At 62.5% G+C, this 25,869-nt stretch carries 22 protein-coding genes and 2 pseudogenes; 5 read left to right on the top strand and 19 right to left on the bottom strand.

Annotated elements, in window-relative coordinates; translation table 11 throughout:
* Positions 1–72 precede the first annotated feature (72 nt).
* The 9 genes and pseudogenes from OKW41_RS16710 to OKW41_RS16750 all read right to left on the bottom strand — a co-directional run.
* Positions 73–693: an MlaC/ttg2D family ABC transporter substrate-binding protein gene (locus OKW41_RS16710; protein WP_429573203.1), complete on the bottom strand. Its 621-nt coding sequence runs from the start codon at positions 691–693 to the stop codon at positions 73–75.
* A gap of 201 nt (positions 694–894) precedes the next feature.
* Positions 895–1,380 (bottom strand): hypothetical protein, encoded by a 486-nt coding sequence (locus tag OKW41_RS16715; RefSeq protein WP_429573204.1) that lies wholly within the window; start codon positions 1,378–1,380, stop codon positions 895–897.
* Between the two features lie 3,350 nt (positions 1,381–4,730).
* Positions 4,731–5,123, bottom strand: a complete 393-nt coding sequence (locus OKW41_RS16720; RefSeq protein WP_429573205.1) for a helix-turn-helix domain-containing protein — start codon at positions 5,121–5,123, stop codon at positions 4,731–4,733.
* A gap of 432 nt (positions 5,124–5,555) precedes the next feature.
* A complete protein-coding gene (locus tag OKW41_RS16725; protein WP_429573206.1) occupies positions 5,556–5,987 on the bottom strand; it encodes a PIN domain-containing protein in 432 nt (143 codons plus the stop codon).
* Positions 5,984–6,226, bottom strand: coding sequence for an AbrB/MazE/SpoVT family DNA-binding domain-containing protein (locus tag OKW41_RS16730; RefSeq protein ID WP_131321899.1), 243 nt, complete (start codon positions 6,224–6,226; stop codon positions 5,984–5,986). The genes OKW41_RS16725 and OKW41_RS16730 overlap by 4 nt, the downstream gene beginning before the upstream one ends.
* A 213-nt stretch (positions 6,227–6,439) precedes the next feature.
* Positions 6,440–6,697, bottom strand: coding sequence for a hypothetical protein (locus OKW41_RS16735; RefSeq protein ID WP_429573207.1), 258 nt, complete (start codon positions 6,695–6,697; stop codon positions 6,440–6,442).
* Positions 6,698–7,089: 392 nt separating this feature from the next.
* Entirely contained in the window at positions 7,090–7,710 is a 621-nt protein-coding gene (locus OKW41_RS16740) for a hypothetical protein (RefSeq protein WP_429573208.1), read from the bottom strand.
* Entirely contained in the window at positions 7,707–8,339 is a 633-nt protein-coding gene (locus OKW41_RS16745; RefSeq protein ID WP_429573209.1) for a hypothetical protein, read from the bottom strand. The genes OKW41_RS16740 and OKW41_RS16745 overlap by 4 nt, the downstream gene beginning before the upstream one ends.
* Before the next feature lie 177 nt (positions 8,340–8,516).
* A pseudogene (locus OKW41_RS16750) lies at positions 8,517–8,655 on the bottom strand (LysR family transcriptional regulator); the annotation flags it as partial.
* A gap of 69 nt (positions 8,656–8,724) precedes the next feature.
* Between OKW41_RS16750 and OKW41_RS16755 the strand changes: the two are divergent.
* A pseudogene (locus OKW41_RS16755) lies at positions 8,725–8,868 on the top strand (citrate/2-methylcitrate synthase); the annotation flags it as partial.
* Between the two features lie 169 nt (positions 8,869–9,037).
* Positions 9,038–9,181 carry a hypothetical protein gene (locus OKW41_RS16760; RefSeq protein ID WP_429573210.1) on the top strand — a complete coding sequence of 48 codons (144 nt, stop codon included), beginning with the start codon at positions 9,038–9,040 and terminating at the stop codon, positions 9,179–9,181.
* A 317-nt stretch (positions 9,182–9,498) separates the two neighbouring features.
* On the opposite strand, the gene OKW41_RS16765 is transcribed toward OKW41_RS16760, so the two are convergent.
* Positions 9,499–10,572, bottom strand: coding sequence for a tyrosine-type recombinase/integrase (locus tag OKW41_RS16765; RefSeq protein WP_429573211.1), 1,074 nt, complete (start codon positions 10,570–10,572; stop codon positions 9,499–9,501).
* A gap of 300 nt (positions 10,573–10,872) precedes the next feature.
* Between OKW41_RS16765 and OKW41_RS16770 the strand changes: the two genes are divergently transcribed.
* Positions 10,873–11,496, top strand: coding sequence for a LysE family translocator (locus OKW41_RS16770; RefSeq protein WP_429444206.1), 624 nt, complete (start codon positions 10,873–10,875; stop codon positions 11,494–11,496).
* 23 nt (positions 11,497–11,519) lie between these two features.
* Here the strand turns inward: OKW41_RS16770 and OKW41_RS16775 are convergent, their stop codons facing one another.
* Complete coding sequence (locus OKW41_RS16775; protein ID WP_429573212.1) at positions 11,520–12,935, bottom strand: PLP-dependent aminotransferase family protein; 1,416 nt, start codon at positions 12,933–12,935, stop codon at positions 11,520–11,522.
* 185 nt (positions 12,936–13,120) lie between these two features.
* Between OKW41_RS16775 and OKW41_RS16780 the strand changes: the two genes are divergently transcribed.
* Positions 13,121–14,449, top strand: a complete 1,329-nt coding sequence (locus tag OKW41_RS16780; RefSeq protein WP_429444208.1) for an aspartate aminotransferase family protein — start codon at positions 13,121–13,123, stop codon at positions 14,447–14,449.
* A 100-nt stretch (positions 14,450–14,549) separates the two neighbouring features.
* Here OKW41_RS16780 and OKW41_RS16785 read toward each other — a convergent pair whose 3' ends face one another.
* Positions 14,550–15,074, bottom strand: coding sequence for a DUF6496 domain-containing protein (locus tag OKW41_RS16785; RefSeq protein WP_429573213.1), 525 nt, complete (start codon positions 15,072–15,074; stop codon positions 14,550–14,552).
* Between the two features lie 195 nt (positions 15,075–15,269).
* Between OKW41_RS16785 and OKW41_RS16790 the strand changes: the two genes are divergently transcribed.
* A complete protein-coding gene (locus OKW41_RS16790; protein ID WP_018423554.1) occupies positions 15,270–15,521 on the top strand; it encodes a hypothetical protein in 252 nt (83 codons plus the stop codon).
* Between the two features lie 128 nt (positions 15,522–15,649).
* Here OKW41_RS16790 and OKW41_RS16795 read toward each other — a convergent pair whose 3' ends face one another.
* The 7 genes from OKW41_RS16795 to OKW41_RS16825 all read right to left on the bottom strand — a co-directional run bounded on the left by OKW41_RS16795 (position 15,650) and on the right by OKW41_RS16825 (position 25,846).
* Complete coding sequence (locus OKW41_RS16795; RefSeq protein ID WP_429573214.1) at positions 15,650–16,858, bottom strand: ABC transporter substrate-binding protein; 1,209 nt, start codon at positions 16,856–16,858, stop codon at positions 15,650–15,652.
* Positions 16,859–16,961: 103 nt separating this feature from the next.
* Positions 16,962–20,609, bottom strand: a complete 3,648-nt coding sequence (locus OKW41_RS16800) for a molybdopterin cofactor-binding domain-containing protein (protein WP_429573215.1) — start codon at positions 20,607–20,609, stop codon at positions 16,962–16,964.
* On the bottom strand, positions 20,606–21,112 hold the full coding sequence (locus tag OKW41_RS16805; RefSeq protein WP_429573429.1) for a (2Fe-2S)-binding protein: 507 nt from the start codon (positions 21,110–21,112) through the stop codon (positions 20,606–20,608). Before OKW41_RS16805 ends, OKW41_RS16800 begins: the two co-directional genes overlap by 4 nt.
* Before the next feature lie 31 nt (positions 21,113–21,143).
* Positions 21,144–22,343, bottom strand: coding sequence for an amidohydrolase family protein (locus OKW41_RS16810; protein ID WP_184007085.1), 1,200 nt, complete (start codon positions 22,341–22,343; stop codon positions 21,144–21,146).
* Positions 22,344–22,377: 34 nt separating this feature from the next.
* Positions 22,378–23,091, bottom strand: a complete 714-nt coding sequence (locus OKW41_RS16815; RefSeq protein WP_429444213.1) for an ABC transporter ATP-binding protein — start codon at positions 23,089–23,091, stop codon at positions 22,378–22,380.
* Positions 23,088–23,897: an ABC transporter ATP-binding protein gene (locus OKW41_RS16820; RefSeq protein WP_429444214.1), complete on the bottom strand. Its 810-nt coding sequence runs from the start codon at positions 23,895–23,897 to the stop codon at positions 23,088–23,090. The genes OKW41_RS16815 and OKW41_RS16820 overlap by 4 nt, the downstream gene beginning before the upstream one ends.
* The gene (locus OKW41_RS16825) at positions 23,894–25,846 is read right to left on the bottom strand and encodes an ABC transporter permease (protein WP_429573216.1); all 1,953 of its coding nucleotides are present in this window, start codon (positions 25,844–25,846) and stop codon (positions 23,894–23,896) included. The genes OKW41_RS16820 and OKW41_RS16825 overlap by 4 nt, the downstream gene beginning before the upstream one ends.
* Positions 25,847–25,869 lie beyond the last annotated feature (23 nt).

Consider the following 25,869-nt stretch of genomic DNA (forward strand, 5'->3'; position numbering starts at 1 on the left):
CTGCCGCAATCACCGTGGCTCTCAAATATCGACCAGGCCTATTCATTTATTGTCACCGCACTGAAGCGTCTTTTACCGTTTGCTCGAAGCAAGCTGCTGGTTCCGCTCAGTGAGAAACTGGATCAGACCGTCCATGCCGCTTTGCTTGATCTTGTCGCTGAACTGCTGCCGATAGGTTTGGATCAGCCAAACGCCGAGGACGTTCAGATCATATAGACGCCACCCTTCCGGCGTCTTGTACAAACGGTAGTCAATCTCCGCCGGCTGTCCGTTCCTGTCCGCAACTGTGCGCACCACCACATCCTCATCGGTCGGCGCGAAGTGGGAAGGCGGATAGTCGATCCGTTGATCCGCACGAAGCTGACCCACGGCGCCTGAATACGTGTAAATCAAAAGCATCTTGAACTGCTTGACCACCTCTTGCTGCTGCGCAGGCGTCGCCGTTCCCCAGTAACGCCCCATCGCGAGCGAGGTCGTGCGTCGAAAATCGGTGTAAGGAAGAATGTCCCGGTTCACGATATCCATGATGCGGGGGATATCGTTCGGCTGGATCGCCCGGTCCCGCACCTCGTCGAGTATCTGCTGCGTCGCAGTCTTGATCAGCGCTCGCGGATCTGACTGGTCGACTTCGGCATACGCCACGCCGAGCAAGAAAAACGCCGCGCAAAGAGGCAACAGAAAAAGATTCTTCATATGCGCAAACCTTCTGATCCTTCACTGCACGCAATTCATAGGTGCTCTGCCTATGTCCAGGCATGTCGCGCCGCGTCGTGTCAATTTCGTGCCGCTAGCCGATCGGACGCCGCGCAGAATTATGTCCGTGCTTCCGCCCGACAGATGCGGTAGACCGCCATCGACAACAACAGAGAGGTGTGGAGACTGTGATTTTATTCGCTATCGAGGAACGCCATAGATGCCATAGATGCCATTGACCAGCCAATCGTATGCATTTTGAAGGTAGGCATCCGTCGCGATGGCTGGACAATTGCTGTAGGAACCCCAAGTCCCGCCTCCAGCCGTAATCACGTCTTCGCAGAAAGCAACGCAGTTGTGCGGAAGCACCCACCAGGTCCAGGACTTTGACATTAGTTCTTCAAGTTTGAGTAGTGCTCCGTTTGGGTCCGGAATGTCAACGGGTCGGCGAATCAACTCGACCTTTCCGCTCTCTTTCAGATAACGACCGTAGCCGCCCAAATCAAGGTAACGTGGATAATCCTTCAAACCGGCGACCTGGAAATAAAACCCGCCACGGCTGTCAGCATATAAAAGCAGATGCCCGCACACGTTCGGACCGTCTCCGCTCACCGCGACAACGCTCGTTTTTGAGAAATCGACGTTGACCACACCACAGGCATCCAAAACTTCGCCCTCATACGACATACGCCCTCCGTCTGATCGGAACATCCTGGCTGAATAAACTAGGCCGCCTGTTACCAAGGATAGGTAAATGCTCAGCATCTTCAACGAGCAGGATGGACCCCGAACAGGGCCGAGGCATCTAGGGAAGCGTTGTTCCAATCAATGGAGAACTCCGTCTGCGAGGCGGCGTAGAGCGCAAAAACTGGGGCGAAAGCGCCGCAGAAGTGAAAATTCTCAGTGGCTACCGTCACCAGTTTTCCCAGAAGGCCGCCGCAGACGAAGCTGGGTCATCGGAATGGCAGCGCAAAAAACAGGGACGACACCGGGCCGGAACTTCGGGAGGGCACCGTCCTAATCGCAAAGACCGGCGGCACCGACCTTGAGCCGGAACCAGAAGCGGGTCCCCCCAAGTCTCACAAGGCCGCCGCGAAAGACACGGCGGTTGCCGCGCTCGTTTGAGTGAAATCGCGATATGGCATGCTCATGCCATAGTTTTTTTCCTCACCTGGGCGGTTTTCGCCACGGTCCCGCCGGTGAAGGTCATGCTTTGATGGTTTATGCGTTCGGGCCGACGCCTTGAACGACGACGGGCAGCAGCGACACGGCAAAAGCGGATGTAGCCTATCAGTCGCGAAGGGCAGCAGGCGACCGATACTGTTGAAAAAGTCGCCGCGTGGTTTTCTCAGTTCTCCTGCGCGAAAATCGACCTCTTAGATCGGCCTACAAACCGCTCGCGCGTGCCGGCCAAGGGTAAGAAGACCCCTGAAGTGCGACGCGTGTCGCCGTCCGCCGGACGTAAATCGGCAACGTAGTGGATGGCAAAGCTCTTCTCTGCCTTGTCACATTCAACGACCTGAACATCGGAGATTGAAGCCGTGACCTGCTGTACGACCAGCAGTTGCCTACCTGGACGTGCGCGACCAGTAACGGTCGGGTTCGAAGCTCCGGGGACAACGTACCCACCCTATGGGCGATTCACCCGGGCGACCGGGCAGGGATCGACGCTGCCAGCAGCCGTGCGGTGTGGGGGCCAGGCAAGTTCCGCATGCACAACGTACGTGAACTGTCGATGGAATCCTCGTTATCTTCAAAGAGCCAAAGCTGCTGAGAGGCTCTGACCAAAATGGTAAATGGCCGGTTGCATCTTTTTCAAGTGGGTGCACGTCGTCACGAGGCCATCGGGGAATAGACAGGTGCTAAACGGACAGGCCCGGAAGTGCTCGGGTCGGCAGGGATGGGAACGCGGGAACCCCGATTTCTCGCCCTCGCTCCGGTTCAATGGAGCGGTGGCAGGTGGACCGTGAGGAACACTGTTGGGGAAGCGGAAGTGAGAACGCGCAAGAAGCGAAGGGTTGCCCGTAACGGGTGACATAGGGGTTCGAGATTTGCCCCGACCTGAAAGGGTGCTGACGTGCGCGTGGTGCGGCTGTCGTTGGCGCACGTCAGAGATTCACCAAAGGGAAGCTTGTGAGAGACCGATCGGGCTACGGTTCAGCGCCCTTGTCCCGGCGACGGGATGAATCGACGATGTGACGTTTGCGAAGGTTGTGTGTGCACAAACCGCAACCGGCATCGACATGATGCTTAATGCCGTGCGCGAGCCGTATGCGGGAAAACTCGCACGTGCGGTTCTTCGGGGGCCGCGTTTCCGGGAGGGGGCGCGGCTACCTCTAACTCGCGACAGAGACGGTCAGCGACTTTTTCAACAGTATCGACCCGCTGCCGTCGTTCGAAGCTCCGTCACCTCAACGGCAGCTTACTCTGGAACAGCGATCATCCGACATCCCGCGCTGAGGGACATGAACGGCCATCGCGGTCGTTGGTTGCACGGCCGTAACAACCCATGTCGAGCGTCCGCTCTGGCGGTGCGACGAAAATGAATCGCGGGACAAGCAAGTCCGGATTTCACCGCGCGCGCAAATGCGCTATTGGACGCCATCGGCCTTCCTGCCGAGGGCGGCGTGGCGCGATCAAACGACGGCGATGCCGTTACGCCTGCAACTTGACGCAGCTTTGCTGCTGCGGCGACGACGAACGGCGACTTCTTTAGCCTGCCTTAAGGTAGTGCGCGCATACACCAGATGTTGCGGCTAGTACGGGAAGCGCTTCATACGCGCTTGCTTCGTAAGCTTGCTCTGTCATGGAACCCACCCCATACGTAGCTGAACAATCCGGGTGCGATAACGACGCAGTGGTATCGCCGATTTGTGAATCTCCGGTCGCCTGTCGCGACGCAATCCGTTTGCGAGGCATGGATCCTGTACAGGTTGCGGCGACGAACTCGGAGCGCCCGTGAGCACGGTTACCGCCGGTTGCCGGCCTCGAAAAGCTTTCCACGGGCGCGCAATGGATCCGACAGGCATGACTGCCGCTGCATTCTTTAGCTGCGCCCGGAATATCTCTTCCTCCAACCCGAATAACTCGACCATCTTCGAACTGAAGATCTATCCAGCCTCGGAGGGTGAAAATAAACTGCGTTTCGCAAACATGGTAATGCCAACCGGTCTGCTGCATCACGCCTGTCGCCATGGTCACCTGCGCCCTCATTCGACCGTCTGTGGCGTCGGAAACACCGAGGTCCCGATAATTGAAGAATGTTCGGCGACCTGCTACTAGTGGGGCTGTTTCCGTCGTAGCGTATGCAAGTCTCTCTAAAAGATCAGCGGAGACGTTTGCGGCCTCGGGGGAAAGGGTACCCCTGTAGTGTTCCATTGAATGTTCCTTGATTTAGCCGGTGGGTGCCCAGGTGTTCTCGTCAAAGCGAGGTCAAGCTTTCGCGACTCTAAAGCCAGCGCAAGAGTGTGAGTGGCTCACAGGGCAGCGCGTGTCTCTTCATTGCGCCTCCATCGAATTTACTGGCCTGGGTGGAAGGCAAACAGCCGCAGAATTACATCAGGGAAAACCCTATTAATTCTTGCGTTATCGGCTACAGGCAAATCGGTGTACTTCTTCGGAACGCCGAATGAATGTGTGACGGAAGGGCATTTGCTGTTGAGGAAGGGACGTAACATTGGACGCATGAGCGCTCGAAGGTAGCCTGGGCGACGGCGTCCTCTAAGCGTTGACGAAGGGGATTCGGGGAATCAACTCTTGGAGTATCGGTTCCGCCTTCGGGCATTTCTGCCGATCCCGTCGCTGCGTCTGGACACGCGATCGACTGCTGAACCTTGGGAAACGGGCGTCCGGGTTGAGAGACGGTGGATGGCGGCTCATCCGCTATTCCGCTCGCGGCGCCACCTAGGCTATTGCCGTGATAAGGCGCGGGTTATCGCGCCCTGCCCGCGGAGCTGCCGGGCACTGGATCCTGTCTTTCCGCAACAGGACTGCATCGGCCAGTTCAGCGCTGAATCTGTCAAGTATGGAGGTAGCGATCAGAAACTCGTGCATCTCGTCGGGTACCAGACTTTCATTGACTCAGACTTCTCCCGCGGTTCCGTCGCGTAGAACCGAAGATACTCAGCGGCCGCAAAGTCTGTCGCTGTTGCGCCGCCTGGAGAGAGCGTGGATCGGGGATCCGATTGGTCGTACAGCGTCGGCCCAAAATCCGCATAACGCTCACGCACCAGCGCCATGGCACGCGAGCGGACATCCACCGGCAGTTCGCGGTTGCTGGGTTGGCCACGCTGTGCCGAAACGAGCCCGCCCGGTCCAGCGGACTCGTAGCGTCGCACCAGCCGGCTGACCTGACGCTCACACAGCTGCAGCCGTTCAGCCGCCAGTACGATCGTCAGGCGATGCTGGACGACCGCCTCGATGATCTTCACGCGCTCGAGCTCGTGCATGCTGATCGTGATGAATCCACGTCCGTTCATGGTCTGGCTCCGGGCTGGCTGTGATGCCGCAGCATGCGCCACAGCAGCCAGCCCGGAGCAGGAAACCGGACATTTCTAATGAGCCAGAACCGGACATTTCTAAAAAGCTCTGACACCACTGCGAACGACAACTTAAATTATGTCAAATTAGTGCGTGGGCAGAGTGCAAGCGGTCTCATTTTTGCGATCGTGGCCGCCGCGTTCATGCGTCGATACAAGCGAGCCGAATCGCTTCACCGGCTCGCGCAAGGAATTCTGCGAGCTGAACAGCGGCGCGTGGATATGGACGGTCGACCGTTTCCTGGCGCAGCAGTCCGCCGCGCCGGATGGAAAAAGCGTCGACGGTACAAACCGGACGACGCCCGACGACGAATCAGACGGCGGTCAACTGGGTGATCGGAACGGATTGACCACAGTCAGCCGGTCGAAGATGACCTGGCCGTGTTGCATGTCTTCGCTGTAGAGCACTTCGCAATCTTCAAGCAACGCGAAGGCGATGATGCACGAATCGTAGAACCTGAATCCGTAGTGTTCGGCGATACGGCGTGCTTCCTTGTGGACGTCAAGCGTCAGTGGCACGATCTCGCAGAACTCCTCCACATCGCCCAGGAGGACGTTGATCTCCGGCCACGAGAGCCCCATTTTCCGGCTCATGACGAGCGTAACCTCGTTCATTACCTGCGTGCTGATGACGGGCATCGGAGCCCCCCGCACCACCAGCGCCTCGGCCCGGTCAGCCTTCGCGGCGTCGCCGGAGAACAGATAGGCAATCACATTGCTATCGACGGCAAATCGCGTCGGTGCCTCAACCGTCATTCAGCGTTTCCCCTTTCGCTGAGCGATTCCCGATCGAACTTGAAGTCGGCAGGCAGTCGTCCGCGGTACTTGCGCAGGCGCTCGATCCGCTCAGCGACTGTCGGCTTTTTGCTGACCGAGAACGCGCCGGATTGCTCGGCATAGATCTCAATGTCGTCGCCCTCCTTCAAACCGAGTGCATCGACGACGCTCGCGGGCAGCCGGACGGCAAGGCTGTTGCCCCATTTAGCGACTTGCATCATTATCTCCGATAGATACACATAAATCGTATTGTATATCCAACCCAATGCTTTTCAAGTCCGAGGGCGGTTTTGATGATTGCCTCGCGGGCGACTATCCGTGCAGGTCACTCTCAAGGGCAGGCCCATGCTTTGGCGAGCCCAACGGCATACCGACCCGCCCGAGGGGTCTTTTTGGTCTCAGGTGCAAGAAGCGCCCCGCCTGATCGGCGCCTATCTACCCTGGCTGCCCATCCCGCCAGACTGTCGCTTCGCTTCAGCAACCAGTTCCTTGAGCGCCTCGATCCCGGCATTCGTGAACGCGGTTACCGTGGCCAACTGCTCAGCGGGGACATCGAAATCGTCGATGATCCCGAGACACCCGTCCTCTGGCTCCAGGTTCCTACTCGCCAGTTCCTCCAGCCAATACTCCGGCTCTCCGAGCATCTTTGCGACACAGGAGATGGTATAGACAAAACTCGGCGCTGCCATATCGTATTAGAGCCCTCCCTGAATTCATGGGCATCCAGCCCTGTTCTCCCGTTTTTCCCCAATCCCCGACATCCACGTGGGTCCTAGTTGCTGTCGCGTGCTGCAGGCGGCAGGTGGAAGTGCTTTGCCTGATCATCGCCTTCGTGCCGGAAATTGAATCGACGCTATATTTCAGCTTCGGTGTTGATCTGCCTCAATCCTCGACGCGATACTCGCCCGCGCCCTCTCGCCTCCGATTGCCGAGTAGCGCGCTCTGCAGCGCGCGGATCCTGGATGCGGCCGCGTCCTGAACCCGTCATTACGGCGCACACCGCTTTGCGATGCATCGCCAGCCATTGCGCGCGCGAACTGCCTCCGCCAGGATCGCCAGGTATGTTCCGTGATCGACCCGCTCATCCGGCGGCAACTGCGACCGTTCCGAAGCCGCGCAACAGCTCCGCCTTGACTCGCGAGGACAGAGATCGGATCGCGCGCCCCGCCGTGTTGAACGGATAGTCGGCGAATGTCAGGCCGATTTGCCGGCACTCCTGCAAGAATCTCTGATGCAACGCTCGAAGACCGTGCAGTCTGATCCGCATGCCATCGTCGGCAGGCATCTGCCTGACTGCCACCCGGCGCTGTCTGATCTGAAGGATGAGCCAGCCAGCGAGCGCGGGATACCGGTCAAGCAGCAGGGAAAACGCACCGACGGCACCGCCCTTTCCATCATGGAGAGTCACGGGAAGCAGGCGTGTATATTCCGTCACGCGGGCATGAACGATAAGCGCACGATAGCCGTATGGCCGCCCGTCCGCATGAACAGAAAGCGCCCTTTCGAGAAACCGGTAAAGCTGCCTGCGGTTAATTCCGGTCGTGTTCTCGATACTGCCTACCGATTCACCGTTCGCGTAACGTTCAACAGCGTCGATATGTCTCTGCACGCGCTCGCGCGCGGCGGTGCCAAGTTCTGTCCATGCGAGCGTCGGCCACGAGGCAAGGTCCAGTGTCTGGAATTCTGGTCTGCGGCGGCTCATGACATCGCCTGGCTCGCAACAAAGGACGTCAGAAACGAAAGGCTCTCGGTGTGTAAGCTGGGCGCCTGGATGCGACCGCGATGCAGTAGTTCAAAGACAGCTGCGCGGACGAGCACTGGGTCGCCCGTAGAGAACTCACGCTCAATAGCCATCAGCGATTGAGGTGTCGCGAGGAAGCGCTCGATCGCGCCGGACAGCGAACGCTTGACGAGGCCTCGTGCAGCGACAAGCACGGGCAACATGCGCTGCCAGTTTCCAGTCCAGACACGCGCAGCTGCCCTTTCGGCGGCATCGATGTGCCTCATGGCAAACGATTCCATGTCGAAGTCACGACAACTTTGCGGGAGACAGGCCGGTATCGCGTCACATAGCAAGACCAGGGATTCGCGTTCATCAGATCGTGCCCAGAAATCGACGACGCAGCGTTGACCGTCGACTGCCATGAAGCCCGGCCGCTCACAGAATTCGTTTATAGCCGCGTCCGCCTCCAGCATCAGCCATGCTTCGAAGGCGCTGCGCCTGTACAGAGTCAGGCGTCGCCCCAGCTTTGGACTGAACACGTCATACCGCTGCGCGCCGGGAGGACGCGGCAGCGTGAGCGGCTCAAAACTTCGCAGAATGTCGACCATATGCACGCCCTGCCCGAGGATGTCGTGATCTAGGACGAACGTAAGTTGACGAATTTAATGCGCACTCATGCGAAGTGACAACTTTACTTCGTTGACAAGCGAAGTAAAGTCGTCAACTCGAAGGACTTCCGCCTTGCCCGGGCGGGCCTCGACCGGTGACAACTTTCCTTCGCTCTACGATTTGCGCATGCGCGCCAGCGCATTGCTGACGGCGGGTTGCGTGATGAAGAGCATCTCCGCGGCGCGCGTGATATTGCGCGTCCTGTAGATCGCCTCGAAGACGACGAAGATTCAGATCGATCTTTGACAAAGGCACGATGACATTTCCTTATCGGCGCTGCCGGACCGTGGTGGCCCGGTACGCGACCACCTTTCTCTTGCAGTCCTGTACCCGCGCAACAACCTGTCGTACAGCGCGAACTTCATGCACCTGATGTTCTCGAATCCGTGCGAGGACTACGAGGTCAACGACGTGCTCGTGCGCGCGCTGGACCGTATCCTGATCCTGCACGCGGATCACGAACGATCTCCGCGCCGGCGGCGGTAAAGGCATCGATCACCGTGCGCGCCTTGTACGCCTCGATAATCGGCATGCCCGCGCCCTGGCACCCAGAGGAATTGGGCGTCGCATCTCAGAATGACCGACCAACCGTGCATAATTCCGGGGCGTCCATAAAACGTAGCCTCCACGACTCTCCTTGAAGCTCATCCCTGTGTGGCTCGAGCGCAGCCATAATCAGCTGCAAATCGTTGGTGAGCCGCTTGCAGTAAAGCACCCGATCCTGGTCGTCGATCACAGCGACCACGGCATTGTTCGAGTGCAGATCGATGCCGCCTCCTGACAGGTCGGTTGGTGGTTCGCACCGCAACTGTAGACCTTTGCCGCCCCTTACCTTGGGGGCGGCAAAGGAGGCCTTCCAGACGATTATCAACTCCAGGCTCCCGCCCTTCCTAGCGGGCATTGGCGAGTGACAAGCACCTCGAATTTTCTTTCACGTTCTAATCATATTTCCATGACGAGCAATATTGGCCGATGCTGACAGCTCTCAAAATCAGTGGTTTAGGAGAAAACAATCCCCCGGCAAGCGCTCGACAATGACCAGATATGGATGCAGGCACAGCACAATGTACAAAATTAACTGCGTTCGCAATCAAAATTTCAAATTACGCCTCTCATTCTCCGCACTGTTTTAAACGTCGTCAGCCCGCACATTGACATGATGGCTTCATCGGATAACCCTCGCAATATTTGTCTTCGCATAAACGTATAACGAAGTACCCACGGCCCCATATCTTTCGCTTGAAACCCGATCTCATGCAGACAAATATTTACACTGAAATAAACAGCTACGCTCGACAATTTCCCACCAGCTTCCCTTCGCGGAAAAGCAAGGTATGCATGCGTTTGGTCATCGCAATCTGGATCAGCCAGATAGGTGCGTCTCTCGTCGAGCCAGTCTCGTAGTGGCTCATAGCAAAACATTGGAATAGGCACTCGATAACGCACTATACGACGCTTAGTCAATGGATCACCTCCAACTGCGCAAAAATAAAGAGTGTCGTTATCCATCATAAAATCGTCGATCGCCGCGGCAGTGGCTTCGCCCACGTTAACTCCTGTAGCCAAAATAAAAAGCAACATGACCCGTTGTCGTTTTTGCCACCATGCCGACATGTCGAGCCGATTCAATAGGTAGTCTTGTAACAGCAGATCTTCAGACTCACTTAAAAAGGTTATTGTCGATTCGAGATCGTAACCCGTCACAATCGGCACATCCTCGTGAAAAGGATTTAGTTGGCGGCAACCAATTTCTATTAGATGAACCATAAGCTTGGAAAGCAAGAAGGTGTATCGGCGCTTTGTTTTTATTTGAATAGCACGCTGAACTATTGTTGCTTGAGGAGGTTTTTTCTCCCGCCCTCTGCGTGGAGGAGTACGTCCACGGCCTTCCAAACTTTCCAGAAACCGCCTTATCTGATCAGCGTTGACGGTCAATACATTTTGCTTCGGACAACACTCACTGAGGAATCTTTGAAACGCACGCAACATTGATCCGTACATCGCAATCGAATTCCGAGCAAATTCACGGTCACCACTCGAGAGAGAATGTGTGATCCAAAATTCAAACGCCGCATCAGGATCTTTAATCCACTCCTCCCTAGATATTGCTACGCCTGACCATTCGGGGTCTGCAGGTAAATCGAAGCGCTCTGCCATTTTGCCTTGCTGCATGATCACCTCACTGTGCCGTATTCGCGTGATCGATTCTCACACAGCATTTTCCGAATCATCAAATATCGTGCAAGCGGAAATTCGTCGCACGATTGCAATCTCATTTAAATTGTCGGAAATCTCATTTAAAGCGGCGGGAATCTCAACTCTAATGTCGTCTTATGCGTGGCGACGCTTTCCGGCCAATCAGGTCATCATCGATCCGTACCGGACATCATTTTCAAAACCGTACAGGTACTGTACCGGCACCTGTCGCTAGAATGAGCCTCACCGTTTTCTGTTGGCGACACCGGAGCCCTCATGTCTTTCGTCACTCTCAGCGCGCTGCCCGCCGGCATCCTGTTCGCGCTCGTCACCTCGATCACGCCCGGTCCGAACAACACGATGCTGCTCGCGTCGGGCGTCAATTTCGGCTTTCGCCGCACGCTGCCCCATCTGTCCGGCATCAGCGTCGGCGTGGTGCTGTTGATGTTGTCGGTCGGCATCGGCCTCGGCGAGGCGTTCGTGCATTTTCCCGTGCTGTACACGGTGCTCGAAGTCGTCAGCGTCGCTTATCTGCTGTATCTGGCGTGGAAAATCGGCACGTCGGGCGAACTGAAGCTCAGGAACGGCGAGCGTCGCCCGATGCGCTTTCACGAGGCGATCGCGTTTCAGTGGGTCAATCCGAAGGCGTGGATGATGGTGCTGACCGCCGCGACGACGATTCACCTGAGCAACAGCTTCGGCATGAACGCCGTCGCGATGGCTGCGGTGTTCTATGTGATCGGCTTTCCGTGCATCTGCGTGTGGGCCGGTTTCGGCACCGCGATGCGCGAGGTGCTGTCGAACCCGAAGCGGCTGCGCGTCTTCAACATCGCGATGGCGCTGCTGCTGGTCGCGTCGCTGTATCCGATCGCGCTGAAGCTGTTCGGGCACGGCGGCTGAGCTTTCGACGCGCGCCGCCGCGTCTACCACGCCCCCTGCCCGACCCGCTCGATGAAGCGCCACAACGCGTCGTCGCTCGAATACGGCGCGTTGAAGCGGAACCACGCGCTCGGCGCGTCGTCGGGACGGAAGTAGGAGCCCGGTGCGAGCCAGATGCCGTGCGCGAGCGCGGCGGTCGCGACCTCGGCGGCGCGCTCCGCTTCGATCGGCAGACGCGCCAGCATGAAGAGCCCCGCGCGCGGCCGGTGAAACACCTCGAGTCCGAGCGCGTCCAGCCGTTCTTCGAGTGCCACGTGCGCGAGCTTGAGCCGTTCGTTGACCGTCTCGACGTGGCGCGCGTAACGCCCTTCCACCAGCACCTTGTCGACGATCCGCTCGATCGTTTCCGACGACGTCAGCCCCACCGCCATCTTCGTGCGCGCGAGTTCGCGCAGCACCGCCTGCTCGGCCACCACATAGCCGCAGCGCAGCGACGGCGTCACCGTCTTCGAAAAGCCACCGACGTGCAACACGCGCTGCAAGCCTTCCATCGCCGCCAGTAGCGGCGCGCCGGCCGGCGCGAGTTCGCGGCTCACGTCGTCCTCGATCACCCAGATGCGCTCGCGCTCGGCGATCTGCAGCAAGCGGAACGCGGCTGACATGCCGAAGGTCGCGCCGGTCGGATTCTGGAGCGTGGTGTTGACGAAGATCGCCTTCGGCTTGTGCCGCGCGACCAGCGTTGCGAGAACGTCCGTATCGACGCCGGCCGGCGTGCGCGGCACGCCATACACGAGCAGCCCGGCGAGCTTCAGGATCTGCAGCAGATTGCAGTAGCCGGGATCTTCGACGATCACCGCATCGCCCGCGCGCAGCAGCGTGCGTACGATCAGATCGAGCCCCTGCGTCGCGCCCTGCGTGAGCAGCACGTTCGCGACGTCGACGGGCAGCCCGCGCCGGTCGAGTTGTTCGGCGATGCGCTCGCGCAGCGGCGCGAAGCCGTACGGATGGCCATAGTCGCCGAGGCGCGCGGCCGGCACCCGGCTCAGCGCGCGCAACGAGTGCTGCAGGCCGCTCTCGTTGGTCCATTCGCTCGGCAGCCAGCCGCAGCCCGCCTTGATCGGCACCGAGTGATCGGCGAACACGTCGGAGAGCAGCCATGTCGCGGTCAGGCTCGGCGGCGTCCAGTCGGCGACAGCCGCCCGCGTGGACGGCGAGCGCGCCGCCACCCGATAGCCGGAGCCGCGCCGCGCGACCACGAGGCCCATCGACACGAGCCGGTTGTACGCCTCGGTCACGGTGAAGGTGCTCAGCGCGTGGCTTTGGGCAAGCTGCCGCACCGACGGCAGCAGTGCGCCGGCGCGCAGCGATTGCGAGTCGATCGCGCGCGCGAAGCTCTGCACGACCTGTTCGACGAGCGTCGGCGCCGCGCGCCGGTCGCGTTGAAGGTCCAGTTCGATCATGTTTCGGGCGAAAAACGAGGGGCAAAAAGACGGACCGCGGACCGCTCGCCTACCGGAACAGTTCGCGCGAATCCACCAGCACAGTTGACACCACACTTGGTCAACTGTTTATGCCGCCATTAAACCGCGAGGGCTACAGTTTGGCTACGCTTAAAGCCCCAACCGCGCCACTTCGAGGAGATGCCATGACTTCGCGCCCCGTCATCGACGATCTGTCGTCCTTCTGGATGCCCTTCACCGCCAACCGCCAGTTCAAGGCCGCGCCGCGCCTGCTGGAATCGGCGAAGGGCATGTACTACCGAAGCACCGACGGGCGCGAGATTCTCGACGGTTGCGCCGGGCTGTGGTGCGTGAACGCCGGCCATGGCCGCGATGAAATCATCGCCGCGATCACGCAGCAGCTGTCGACGCTCGACTTCGCGCCGACCTTCCAGATGGGCCACCCGCTTGCGTTCGAAGCGGCGAAGAAGGTTGCCGAGCTGATGCCGGAAGGGCTCGATCGCATCTTCTTCACGAACTCGGGCTCCGAATCGGTCGACACCGCGCTGAAAATCGCGCTCGCCTACCATCGCGCGCGCGGCGAAGGCCAGCGCACGCGTCTGATCGGCCGCGAGCGCGGCTATCACGGCGTCGGTTTCGGCGGGATTTCGGTCGGCGGTATCGCGCCGAATCGCAAGACGTTTTCGGGGGCGCTGTTGCCGGCGGTCGATCATCTGCCGCACACGCACAACCTCGAACACAACGCGTTCTCGAAGGGCCAGCCCGCATGGGGCGCGCATCTGGCAGAGGAGCTGGAGCGCATCGTCGCGCTGCACGACGCTTCGACGATCGCCGCGGTGATCGTCGAACCGGTGGCCGGTTCGACCGGCGTGCTGGTTCCGCCGCAAGGCTATCTGCAGAAGCTGCGCGAGATCTGCACGAAGCACGGCATCCTGCTGATCTTCGACGAGGTGATCACGGGCTTTGGCCGCCTCGGCAAGGCGACCGCGAGCGAACACTTCGGCGTCACGCCGGACCTGATCACGCTGGCGAAGGCGATCAACAACGCGTCGATTCCGATGGGCGCGGTCGCGGCGAGCCGCACGATCCACGACACGGTCGTGGGTAGCGGCGCGCCGGGCGCGATCGAGCTGTTTCACGGCTACACGTACTCGGCGCATCCGGCGGCTGCCGCGGCCGCGATCGCGACGCTCGATCTGTACCGCCGCGATCAGCTGTTCGAGCGCGCGGCCAGCCTCGCGCCGACGTTCGAAGCCGGCGCGCATGGGCTGCGCAGCGCGAAGCACGTGAAGGACGTGCGCAACCTCGGCCTCGTCGCGGGCATCGAGCTCGAATCGCGCGACGGAGCGCCGGGCGCGCGCGCCTACGAGGCGTTCGTCAAATGCTTCGAGGCAGGCGTGCTGATCCGTTTCACCGGCGACATCCTCGCGTTCTCGCCGCCGCTGATCATCGACGAAGAGCAGATCGCGCGGCTCTTCCGCATCGTTGGCGAGGTGCTGGCGACGGTGCAGTAAAAAGGCGCGCAAGCGCGCCACCAGGCGACGACGAAAGAGCGGCGGCACGCGCATGCGTGCGCCGCTCTTTTTTATTGCTGCCGCTTTGCGAGCCGCAAGCTCAGTGATGCGTGCGCGACGCCCGCGTTTGCGCGGCCTTCTTCGCGGCAGCGGAGCGTCCAGCCGCGCCCTTCGTCGCAGCGGCCTTTTTGGCTGCGGCCGAGCGGCTCGCAGCTGGCCGCTTTGCCGCCGCCGACTTCGCCTGCTTCGACATCGCCGCCGACGACGCCCCGGCCGTGCTCTCGCGCTTGAGCACGCTCTCCGACACACGCGAGCGTTTCGCGCTCGACTCCTTGCTCGCACTCTTCTTCGCGGCGCCTTCGTGCTTGCCCGCCGCGCTGTCCTTCTGCGCTTTCTTGCGGGTCGCCTCGCTCGTGGCGCCCTTCTTCGGCGGCTTTACGTCGACGCCCGCGCGCCGCGCCTCGGACAGCCCGATCGCGATCGCCTGCTTCGGCGAGCGCACGCCGTGCTTGCCGGCGCGGACCTTGTCCACCTGTTCCTTGACGAACTCTCCCGCTTGAGTACTCGCTGATTTGCCGGCGCGTTTATCGGCCTCGGCACGCTTCAAGGTTTTCTGCTCTGGCATGACGGTTCTCCGGTTGTGGGTGAGTCTCTATCATTGAGCAACGAGCGTGCCGGAGCGCCCATCCGCGCCATGGTCCGGCGGCGGTTGCGCGGCGGGACTCGCGTGCGTCGCCGGGACGGCGTATGGTTGTGGACATGGGACGGGAGTAAGCGCCGAAGCGCTAACTCAAATCGGCCGCCTTGCATGGAGACAGCCATGAAGATAGTTACGGTTCGAGCTGGCACACATATCGAGGGCGTGCACTGGATCGCCGAGTACGTCGAAGACGTCCACGAAATTCGCGTGTTCCGCGAGGGGCAGGAAGTGGACGTGCACAACGCGCCGTCCACACTGTTCGGCGATGAAGAAAACGCGGGCTCGAAAAACACCGCCGATCATCGCGCGATGGAAGCGGCCGTGCTCGCTTATCTGAAGCGCTTCGTCACGGAGCACGACGCGGAAGAGTAGGTTTCGCCGACGCCAACCGCCGTTTTCAAAGCCGCCCGCTCGTGGCAAAAGCCGCTGCGAACGTGCATTCACCAACTCTCGCGCGACCATTGCGCGGCAGTCACGACGGACCGCCGCGCGCCACGTCCTCAATCCGCCGGACGCAGTTTCTTCACCTCGGCGTCCGATGGCTGCACGCTCGCGCCATCCACATAGCGGTACGACGTCATCACACCCTTGCCGTCCTTCACGCCGGTCACGCCGACATACGCGCCCATCGTCGACTGATTGTCCTGCGCGCGGTACATGATCGGGCCGAATGGCGTCTGCACGTTGAGCCCCTTGAACGCGGCGGCGAGTTTGTCCGGATCGGTCGAACCCGCCTTCTTGATTCCGTCCACGATCGACATCAGCGCCGAATAGCCGACCACCGAGCCCAGCCGCGGATAGTCGTGATATTTCGCCTGATACGCGTCGACGAACTGCTTGTTCGCGGCCGTATCGATCGAATACCACGGGTAGCCGGTCACGATCCAGCCGGTCGGCGCTTCGGCGCCGAGCGGATCGAGGTAGTCGGGCTCGCCGGTCAGCAGCGACACCACCGCGCGATCCTTGAAGAGCCCGCGCGTATTGCCCTCGCGCACGAACTTGCCGAGGTCGGCGCCGAACAGCACGTTGAAGATCGCGTCGGGCTTCGCGTCGGCGATCGCCTGGGTCACGGCGCCCGCGTCGACGTTGCCGAGCGGCGTCGCCTGTTCGACGACGAATTGCACGTCCGGCTGCGCGGCCGTCAGCAGCTTCTTGAAGGTCGCCACTGCCGATTGCCCGTACTCGTAGTTCGGATACACGATCGCCCAGCGCTTCTTCTTCAGCTTCGCGGCCTCGGGCACCAGCATAGCGACCTGCATGTAGGTCGAAGGACGCAGACGGTACGTGTATTTATTGCCATCGGCCCAGACGATCTTGTCGGTCAGCGGTTCGGCCGCGAGGAAGAAGATCTTCTTCTGCTTCGCGAAGTCGGCGAGCGCGAGGCCGGTGTTCGACAGGAAGCCGCCGAACAGCAGCTGCACCTGCTCACGCGCGATCAGTTCCTGGGCGACGCGGATCGCGTCGCCGGGGTTGCCGCTGTCGTCGCGCGAAATAACTTCGAGCTGCTTGCCGAGCACGCCACCCGCCGCGTTCACCTGCTCGAGTGCGAGATTCCAGCCTTGCTTGTAAGGCCCGAGAAAGGCGGGCTGCGCCTTGTAGCTATTGATCTCACCGATCTTGATGGTCTGCTGTGCGCTCGCGCCGAGCGCGGCAAACGAGCACACGGTCGACACCATGAGGCGAGAGATCCATCCTGCGCGCGTGGTCATGCGTTTCTCCGTTATCAGAAGGAATGGTGGTTTTAGTCAGACATGCGAACGTGCGGACGTGCAAGCGCGTGGACCTGCACACCTTCGGACGACGGCTGGCGGCTCATTGCTCGCGCGGTTCCGCGCGGATTCTGGCCACGTTCGCGGCGACGTCCTGCCATGCCGGCTTGCCGCCCGCGAACTGCGCGCGCAGGAACGACACGAGCTCGGCGACCTGGGCGTCGTTGAAACTGTCGCGGTAAGCCGGCATCGTACCGAGTTCGGGCCGCGCAGGCGAGCCGATGCCGTCGAGAATCACGCGAATCAGGTTGTCCGGCGTCGCGCCGTGCAGGTTCGTGTTCAGCGCAAGCGACGGATGTGCGCCGAACAACCGAGGTCCGCTGCCGGTGTGATGGCACGCGGCGCACGCGCCGTCGAAAAGCCGCGCACCCGCCGTGACCGGCGCGCCCGTCATCGCGCTGACCTGTTCGTATTCGCGCGCGGTCGCGGCCGGATCGGCGTTCGGCTCCAGCGGATTGAGCGACGCGAGATAGACGGCCATCGCGCGGATATCGCTGTCGGGCAGCGCCGCGAGATCGCCGATCACCGGCGCCATCGGCCCGGCCGCGACGCCGTGCAACGGCGCGTGACCGTCGCGCAGATAGCGGAACAGTTCGTCCTCGCTCCACGGCACCGGCGCATTCGACAACGCCGACAGCGCGGGCGCTTCCCAGCCCTCGGCGCTGCCTCCGCCCATGAACGCCGCGCCGGTTTTCTCGGCGCCGAACGCGTTGCGCGGCGTGTGGCACGCGCTGCAATGGCCAAGGCCGTTCACCAGATACGCGCCGCGATTCCATTGCGCGCTCTGCGCGGGGTTGGCGGTAAGCGCGGTGCGGCCGAGAAACAGGCCGTTCCATGCAGCCATCAGCGGACGCACGCTGAAAGGAAACGCGAGCTTCGTTTCGGGCGGCCGGCTGCGCATCGGCGTTTGCGACATCAGATACGCGTAGAGCGCGTGCAGATCGTCATCGGAAATGTTCTGGAAAGACGTGTACGGAAACGCCGGATACAGCCGATGACCGTCACGGCTGATGCCGTGCCGCATCGCGCGCACGAACGCTTCGAGCGACCAGTGGCCGATCCCGGTCTGGCCGTCGGGCGTGAGGTTGGTGCTGTAGACGATGCCGAACGGGGTCGCGAGCGGCTTGCCGCCGGCGTTCGGCACGCCGTTGTGGGCGGTATGGCAAACCGCGCAATTACCGAGCGACGCGAGCAGCTTGCCGCGCGCGATCAGTTCCGGCGCGAACGCGCTCGCGAGCGGCGGCGTGATCGGCGCAAGCGGCACGCTGGAAACCGATGCGAACGACAGCGCACCAAGCCAGCCGACCACGCCCGCGGCCAACAAGCCGAAAAAGCCGCGCCGCCAGCGCTTTTTCCTGCGCGCCGCCGCCGCGTCTTCCGCCTGCGCGTCGGCGAGCGCGGCGCGGATCTTTTCCGGCGTGAACGGCGGGCGACGGAAACGCACCCCCGTCGCGTCGTAAAGCGCATTGGCGATGGCGGCCGCGCCGGGCAGCGACGCCGACTCGCCCGCGCCCATCGGCGGCTCGCCGTGGCGCGGCATCATCACGACGTCGATCACCGGCACTTCGCGGAACGTCAGGATCGGATACGCGCCCCACTCCTGGCTCGTCACCGCGTTGTCGCCGAACCTGACCTGCTCCTTCAGCGCGCGGCTCGTCGTCTGGATCACGTTGCCGTGAATCTGGTGACGCACGCCATCGGGATTGACCATCGTGCCGGTGTCCTGGCCGACCACGACGCGCGTGACCGCCAGTTCGCCGCTGTTGCGATTGACTTCGACGTCGGCGACCCACGCGGACCATGCGGCGCCGAATCCCGGGAATTTGCTGTGCACGTAGCGCGCGTACGCGATGCCGCGGCCGCGCGCGATATTGCCGTCTTCGTCGTCCTCGCCGCGCGTTTTGAACGCGGGTTCGCGCGGTTCCCACCCGGCTTTCGCCGCGACCGCCTTGACGAGGTCGATCGCGCGCGGATCGGTCAGATGCCTGAGGCGGAATTCGACCGGATCGACGCCGGCCTGCTCGGCCAGTTCGTCGATGAACGACTCGTGCGCGAACGTGTTCGGCAACGCGGACACACCGCGCAGCCACGCGGCGCGCACGATCGGCGGCGTGTCGTCGCAGACGATGCGCATGCTGCGATAGTCGTACGGCGGCACGGCCGTGCGGTCGCCCATCTCGAACACCTGCGGCTGCGCGGGAATCGTGCCGGTCAGCAGCAGCGCGAGCGTGGGGGCGTCGTTCGACGGATAGCGCGTCGCAAAGTCGTAGGCGGCCAGTTCGCCTTCGGCGGTGAGCGCGCCGCGCACGTCCATCAGTTGCGCGGCGCCCTTCGGTTCCCACGCGTGTTCGTCCTCGCGCGAGAGCTGCACGCGCACCGGCGCGCCGACCGCGCGCGACAGCAGCGCGGCGTCGGCGGCGACGTCGTCCGCGCAATTGCGTCCGTAGCAGCCCGCCGCATCCATCCGCACGATGTCGATGCGCGCTTCGTCGAGCGTCAGCAATAAGGCGAGGTCGGCGCGCAGCGAATGCGGGTTCTGCGTGCCGGACCAGATTTTCAGCTGCGTGTCGTCGCCGTCTCCGTTGCGATAGTCCGCGACCGCGCACGACGGGCCGATCGATGCGTGCATCTGGAACGGCCACACGTAAGTGCGTTCCAACGTGCGCGACGGGTCTTGCGCGAGCGCCGCATCCACGTCGCCTTCGATCACCAGATCGCGCCGCGTCGCCGGATTCGCGCGCAACGCCGCTTCGACCTGCTCGCTCGTGTCGAGCGGCGGCAGGCCATCGACCGTTTTCCATCGCACGTCGAGCCGCTGCGCCGCCTGTTGCGCAATCTCCTCACGCTCGGCGACGATACCGACGAAATCGCAAATCACGACCACCTTGACGATGCCAGGCAAATCGCGAATCGCCGCTTCGTTCACTTCCAGCAGGCTATGCCCGATGAACTCACCCTGCGCGACGCCCCCATAAGGCGGCCGCACCACGCGTCCATGCAGCATGCCGGGCACGCGCACGTCGTGCACGAAGCTCAGCTCACCGGTCGCCTTCGCGGGAATGTCGACACGCGGCGCGCTTTTACCGACGACGCGATACGCGTGCGGCGGTTTCAAAGGTGCATCGTTCGACAGCAGCAGTTCGACACGCTGGCCTTTGATCAGCTCGCCATAGTGAATGCCCTGCGCCGGGTCGCCATCGCGTGGAAACACGCGGCTGTCCTGCACGTCGAGATCGTTCGCGTCTACATTCAGGCGCGCGGCCGCTTGCGCGACCAGATACTGACGCGCTTGCGCCGCCGCCTGCCGCAGCGGCACCGCCGAAATCTGGATCGTCGCGCTCGCGATCGTCGGTCCCTGGTTCGGCGTTTCGCCGGTATGGCCGAGCACGATCGACACACGCGTCAGCGGCACATCGAGTTCTTCCGCGACGATCTGCGCGAGCGCGGTGCCGATGCCGGTGCCCAGGTCGACATGACCGTTGAACGCGACCACGCTGCCATCGTCTCGCACGACCAGAAACAGATCCGCCTCGGTCGGCACGAACGAAGAACGCGAACCCGGCTGGCCGCGCGCGGCCTTGACCGGTGCATGCGGCGGCCGCGCGACGAGCAGCACGCTGTGCGCGTCGTACAACTGCCTGCGCGACGGCGTCGCGCCACGACGATCGACGCTGAAGTCCGGCCCGGTCATACGCGCGCTCCGTCGTCCACGTCCGTTTGCGCGTCGAGCAATTGCGCCGCGCGCTGCACCGCGCGCACGATCTCGACATGCGTGCCGCAGCGACACAGATTGCGCGACAGCTCGCGCTGGATCGTCGCGACGGTCGGATGCGGATCGCGATCGAGCAGCGCCTTCGCGGTCATGATCATGCCGTTCAGGCAGTAGCCGCATTGCGCGGCCTGTTCGTCGATGAACGCCTGCTGCACCGGATGCAAGGCGGTGCGCGTGCCGAGCCCTTCGAGCGTCGTGATCTCGCGGCCCAGCGCGACTTCGGCGGTCGTCACGCAGGCGCGCGTCGGCATGCCGTCGAGCAGCACGGTGCAGGCGCCGCATTCGCCGAGACCGCAACCGAACTTCGGCCCGTTCAGCGCGAGATCATTGCGCAACAAGTAGAGCAGCGGTGTCTGCGCCGCCGCGCTGACCACATGCGTCGCGCCGTTCACCTTCAGCACGAGCTGAGCGGCGCGGTTCATCATGATGCGAGCACCCTGTCGCGCCGCGCGTTCACAGCACCACCGGCACTTCGGTCGCGGGCGGCGTATTGCGGCTGCGCCGGCAACGGATCAGGCCATCGATCATCACCATCCCCACACCCGGAATATCCCCGAGTTGCACGCTTTCGAGCAGCGTGTCGGCGGCCGTATGCTGCGCGCGGTCCATGAACACGAGATCGGCGGGACGGCCCACCTCGATCAGCCCCTGGCGCAGGTGGCGCTGCCGCGCGGTATTGCCGGTCGCAAAGCAGAACGCGATTTCGGCGGGGACGTCGGCGAGGCTCGAGATCAGCGCGATCATGCGCAGAATACCGAGCGGTTGCACGCCGGAGCCGGCCGGGCTATCGGTGCCGAGAATGATCCGATGCGGGCATTTCAGTTCGATCGCATGGCGCGCGGTCAGCAACGCGATCCGCTCGTTGCCGTTGTGGACGATTTCGAGCGCGCGGCTCGACTGCTCGCACAGATCGCACACGTGCCGGTACGACAGCGACGTGTGGCCGCCGTTGACGTGGCCGATCACATCGGCATCGGCGGCGAGCACCACGTCCCGATCGATCAGGCCGGAGCCCGGAATCGACGGACCGCCCGTGTGAATCGTGCTCTGAATACCGTACTTGCGCGCCCACGCGACCATCTGTTGCGCTTCCTCGCCACCCTTCACGCTGCCGAGGCCGACTTCGCCAAGCAGCTTCACACCGGCTTCGGACAGCTCCTTGAAGTCCTGCTCGACCATGCCCTTCTCGATCACGGGCGCGCCTGCCAGCACCTTGACGCCGCCACCGACGCCGGCCGCGCGCATGCCGTCGAACGAGCGCTGCGCGGTGATCGCGAGCGCCTTCACGCCGAGCACGTCTTTCGGACGGCCAGGCAAATGCACTTCGCCGGCCGAGATCATCGTCGTCACACCGCCGTTCAGATTCGACTCGATCCAGCCGAGCTGATTCTGGCGCGGCGTCCAGTCACCGAACACCGGATGCACGTGCGAGTCGATCAGGCCCGGCGCGACCGTCGTGCCCTTGCAGTCGACCGTCGTGCGCGCGCCTTCGAGATCGCAGTCTTTCTCGCGGCCGACCGCGACGATCACGCCGTCGTCGATCACCAGCGTGTCCGCGTCGAGAATCGGCTGATCGATATCGCCCGACAGCAGCAGCCCGATGTTCGTTACCGCGACCTTGCCCGACAAACCTGTCAACGTCTCTGCCGCCATCTGCCTCTCCTTTCGCCGACACTACCCGATGAATTCACACGCTCAGATAAGCGCGCCTCACTGTTTCGTTCCGTGCGAGTTCGCCGATCGTGCCGCTGAAACGGATCTGCCCTTTTTCGAGCACATACGCGCGGTCGCTGACCAGCTCGGCGAAGTGCAGATTCTGTTCGGATAACAGAATGGATAGCCCTTCGCGTTTCAGTTCGAGAATCATGTTCGCCATCTGCTCGACGATCACCGGCGCGACGCCTTCGGACGGTTCGTCGAGCAGCACCAGATACGGATTACCCATTAGCGTGCGCGACACGGTCAGCATCTGCTGCTCGCCGCCGCTCATCTGGCCGCCGGGGCGCTTCGGCATTTCGCCGAGATTCGGAAACAGGCGGAACAGCTTGTCGGGCGTCCATTGCGGCGCGCCTTCGCGCGGCGGCTGGCGGCCCGTATCGAGGTTTTCCGTCACCGTCAGGTCCGCGAACACGCGGCGGTCCTCGGGCACGAAACCGACGCCCATGCGCGCGATCTTGTACGGCGCGAGCGCGCTGATGTTCTGGCCGCGAAACGTCACTTCACCGTGGCGGCGCGGCAGCAGTCCCATCACCGCTTTCATCGTCGTCGATTTGCCGGCGCCGTTGCGGCCCATCAGCGCGACCACCTCGCCGCGGCCGACTTCGAGGCCGACGTCGAACAGGATGTGGGCGCGACCGTAGAACGCATTGAGGCCGGAGACTTTCAGCATCGGTTCGCTCATTGCAATGCTCCACGATCCCGCGCGCTGCCTGACGCGTCTTGCAGTGGCGCGTGCGGCCGGAACGTCTTGCCGGTGCCGAAATAGACCTCCTGCACGCGCGCGTCGTTGCGGATCGTGTCGGCGTCGCCTTCGGCGATCAGCTTGCCGCGCGCGAGCACGATCATCCGGTCGGCGTACGCGAATACGACGTCCATGCTGTGTTCGGTGAACAGCACGCCGATCTCGTGTTCGGTCACCAGACGCTTGGTCAACGCCATCAATTCGTTGCGCTCCTTCGGCGCCATGCCGGCGGTCGGTTCGTCCATCAACAGCAGCTTTGGCCGGTTCGCGAGCGCGATCGCAAGCTCGACGCGCTTCACGTCGCCATACGCGAGCACGCCGCACGCGCGCTTCGCGTGCGCGCCCATACCGACCTGTTCGAGCAGCGCGAACGCTTCGTCGGCATGGTGCGAGCCCGCTGGCTTCCAGAGGCCGAAAGTCTTTTTCTCGCGCGAAACCAGCGCCATTTGCACGTTTTCGAGCACCGTCATCGAGTTGAACGTCGCGGCAATCTGGAACGTGCGGCCGACGCCGCGCCGCCAGATATCGCGCGGCCGCATGCCGACGAGTTCATGACCGTCGAGCAGAATCGAACCCGACGACGGCTGCAACTGGCCGTTGACCATGTTGAAACAAGTCGATTTGCCCGCGCCGTTGGGGCCGAGCAGCGCCAGCAGTTGGCCCGCTTCGAGATCGAATGAAACGTTATCGACCGCCTTCAGACCTCCGAACGATCTCGACAGACCGCTTACGCGCAGCAGGCTCATAGCCCCTCCTTGACCGCGGCGGCCCGTTGCGACGGCGACGCGGCGCCGCCGTTGGTCTTGTCGGCCTGATCGCCGTTCGCATCGCCGAAACGCTCGCGAATGAAGCCGACGATACCCTGCGGAAACGCGATCACCAGCAGCAGGATCGCGAGGCCGAGCATCGCCTGCCAGTAGTCGGTCTGTCGCGCGACCGTGTCCTGCAGCCACGTAAACACGGCCGCGCCGACGATCGGCCCGCTCAACGTCTGCAAGCCGCCGAGCAGCACCATCACGAGGCCATCGACCGAGCGGCTCACGCTGATCACTTCGGGCGAGATGTTGCCTTTCGAAAACGCGTACAGCGATCCGGCGAGTCCGCAGAACAACGCCGCGATCACGAACGACGCCCACTGAACCCGCTTCACGTCGATGCCGATCGCCTCGGCGCGTAGCGCGGAATCGCGCGACGCGCGCATCGCATAGCCGAGCGGCGAGAACAGCATGCGGCGCAGCAGCCACACGCCGAGCACCGCGCACGCGAGCGTCAGGTAGTAGAACGCGACCGGCGAAGACAGCCAGTTCGACGGCCAAAGACCGAGAATGCCGTTGCTGCCGCCCGTCACGTCGTCCCACTGGAACACGACCGACCAGACGATCTGCGCGAACGCGAGCGTCAGCATCGCCAGATAGACACCAGACAGTCGCACGCAGAACCAGCCGAACACGAGCGCGCCCACCACCGCGAGCAGCGGCCCGAGCAGCAACGCGGCTTCCATCGGCAGATTCAGCACCTTCAGAAACAGCGCCGCGCCGTAAGCGCCAAGTCCAAAGTACGCGGCATGGCCAAACGAATGCAGGCCGCCCGGACCCATGATGAAATGCAGACTCGCCGCGAACAGCACCGCAATCATGATTTCAACCAGCAGCACCGGCATGTACGGGAACGCGTTGGCCGCGAGCGGCGCCAGAACCAGCACCAGCAACATGAAGGCGGCCAGCCCCTTCAGACGCCTGCCCGCCGGACGCAATGGCGTTTCCGGCGTACCCATCGCGCGCACCGCGGCGCTCGCGCGGCCGAGCAGACCCCAAGGCCGCACCACCAGCACGACCGCCATCACGACGAACTCGGCCACCAGCGTGAAGCGGCTCAGCGATAAACCGACGCCGAAGATCGTCACGTGCCCGATACCGATGCACAGCGCCTTGATCTCGGCGATCAGCAACGCCGCGACGAATGCGCCCGGAATCGAACCCATGCCACCGACCACGACGACCACGAACGCATTGCCGATCGTCTCGAGGTCGAGCGACAGGTTCGCCGACATGCGCGGCCCTTGCAGCGCGCCGCCGAGTCCCGCGAGAAACGCGCCGACGAAGAACACGCCGGTAAACAACCACGCCTGATTGATCCCGAGCGCGCCGAGCATCTCGCGATCCTGCGTCGCGGCGCGCACGAGCGTGCCCCAACGCGTGCGCGTCAACGCGTACCACAGCAGCAGCAAGACGACCGGACCGATCACGATCAGCGCAATGTCGTACGTGGGCAGCGGATGACCGAGAAAGTCGACCGCGCCCGCGAGATGCGGCGCGCGCGGGCCGAACAGATCGTCGGGGCCCCAAAGCCATAGCGCGGCGTCGCGAAAGATCAGCACGAGCGCAAACGTGGCGAGCAGATGGAATAACTCCGGCGCCTGATAGATCCGCCGCAACACGACGATTTCGACGAGCGCGCCCAACACCGCGACCGCGAGCGCGGCGGCGAGCACCGACAGCCAGAAGCCGCCCGCCGTGTGGCCAAAGCGGCTCGCGATGCTATACGCGACGTAAATGCCGAACATATAGAACGAGCCGTGCGCAAAGTTGACGATGCGCGTCACGCCGAAGATCAACGACAATCCGGCGGCGACCAGAAACAGCGTCGACGCGTCGGCGAGTCCATTGACCAGTTGTACCAGCAGATTCGAAAGCATCGCGACCCTCGGCAGCTCGCCGA

The organism is Paraburkholderia sp. UCT70 (assembly GCF_050434085.1).
GTDB lineage: Bacteria > Pseudomonadota > Gammaproteobacteria > Burkholderiales > Burkholderiaceae > Paraburkholderia > Paraburkholderia tuberum.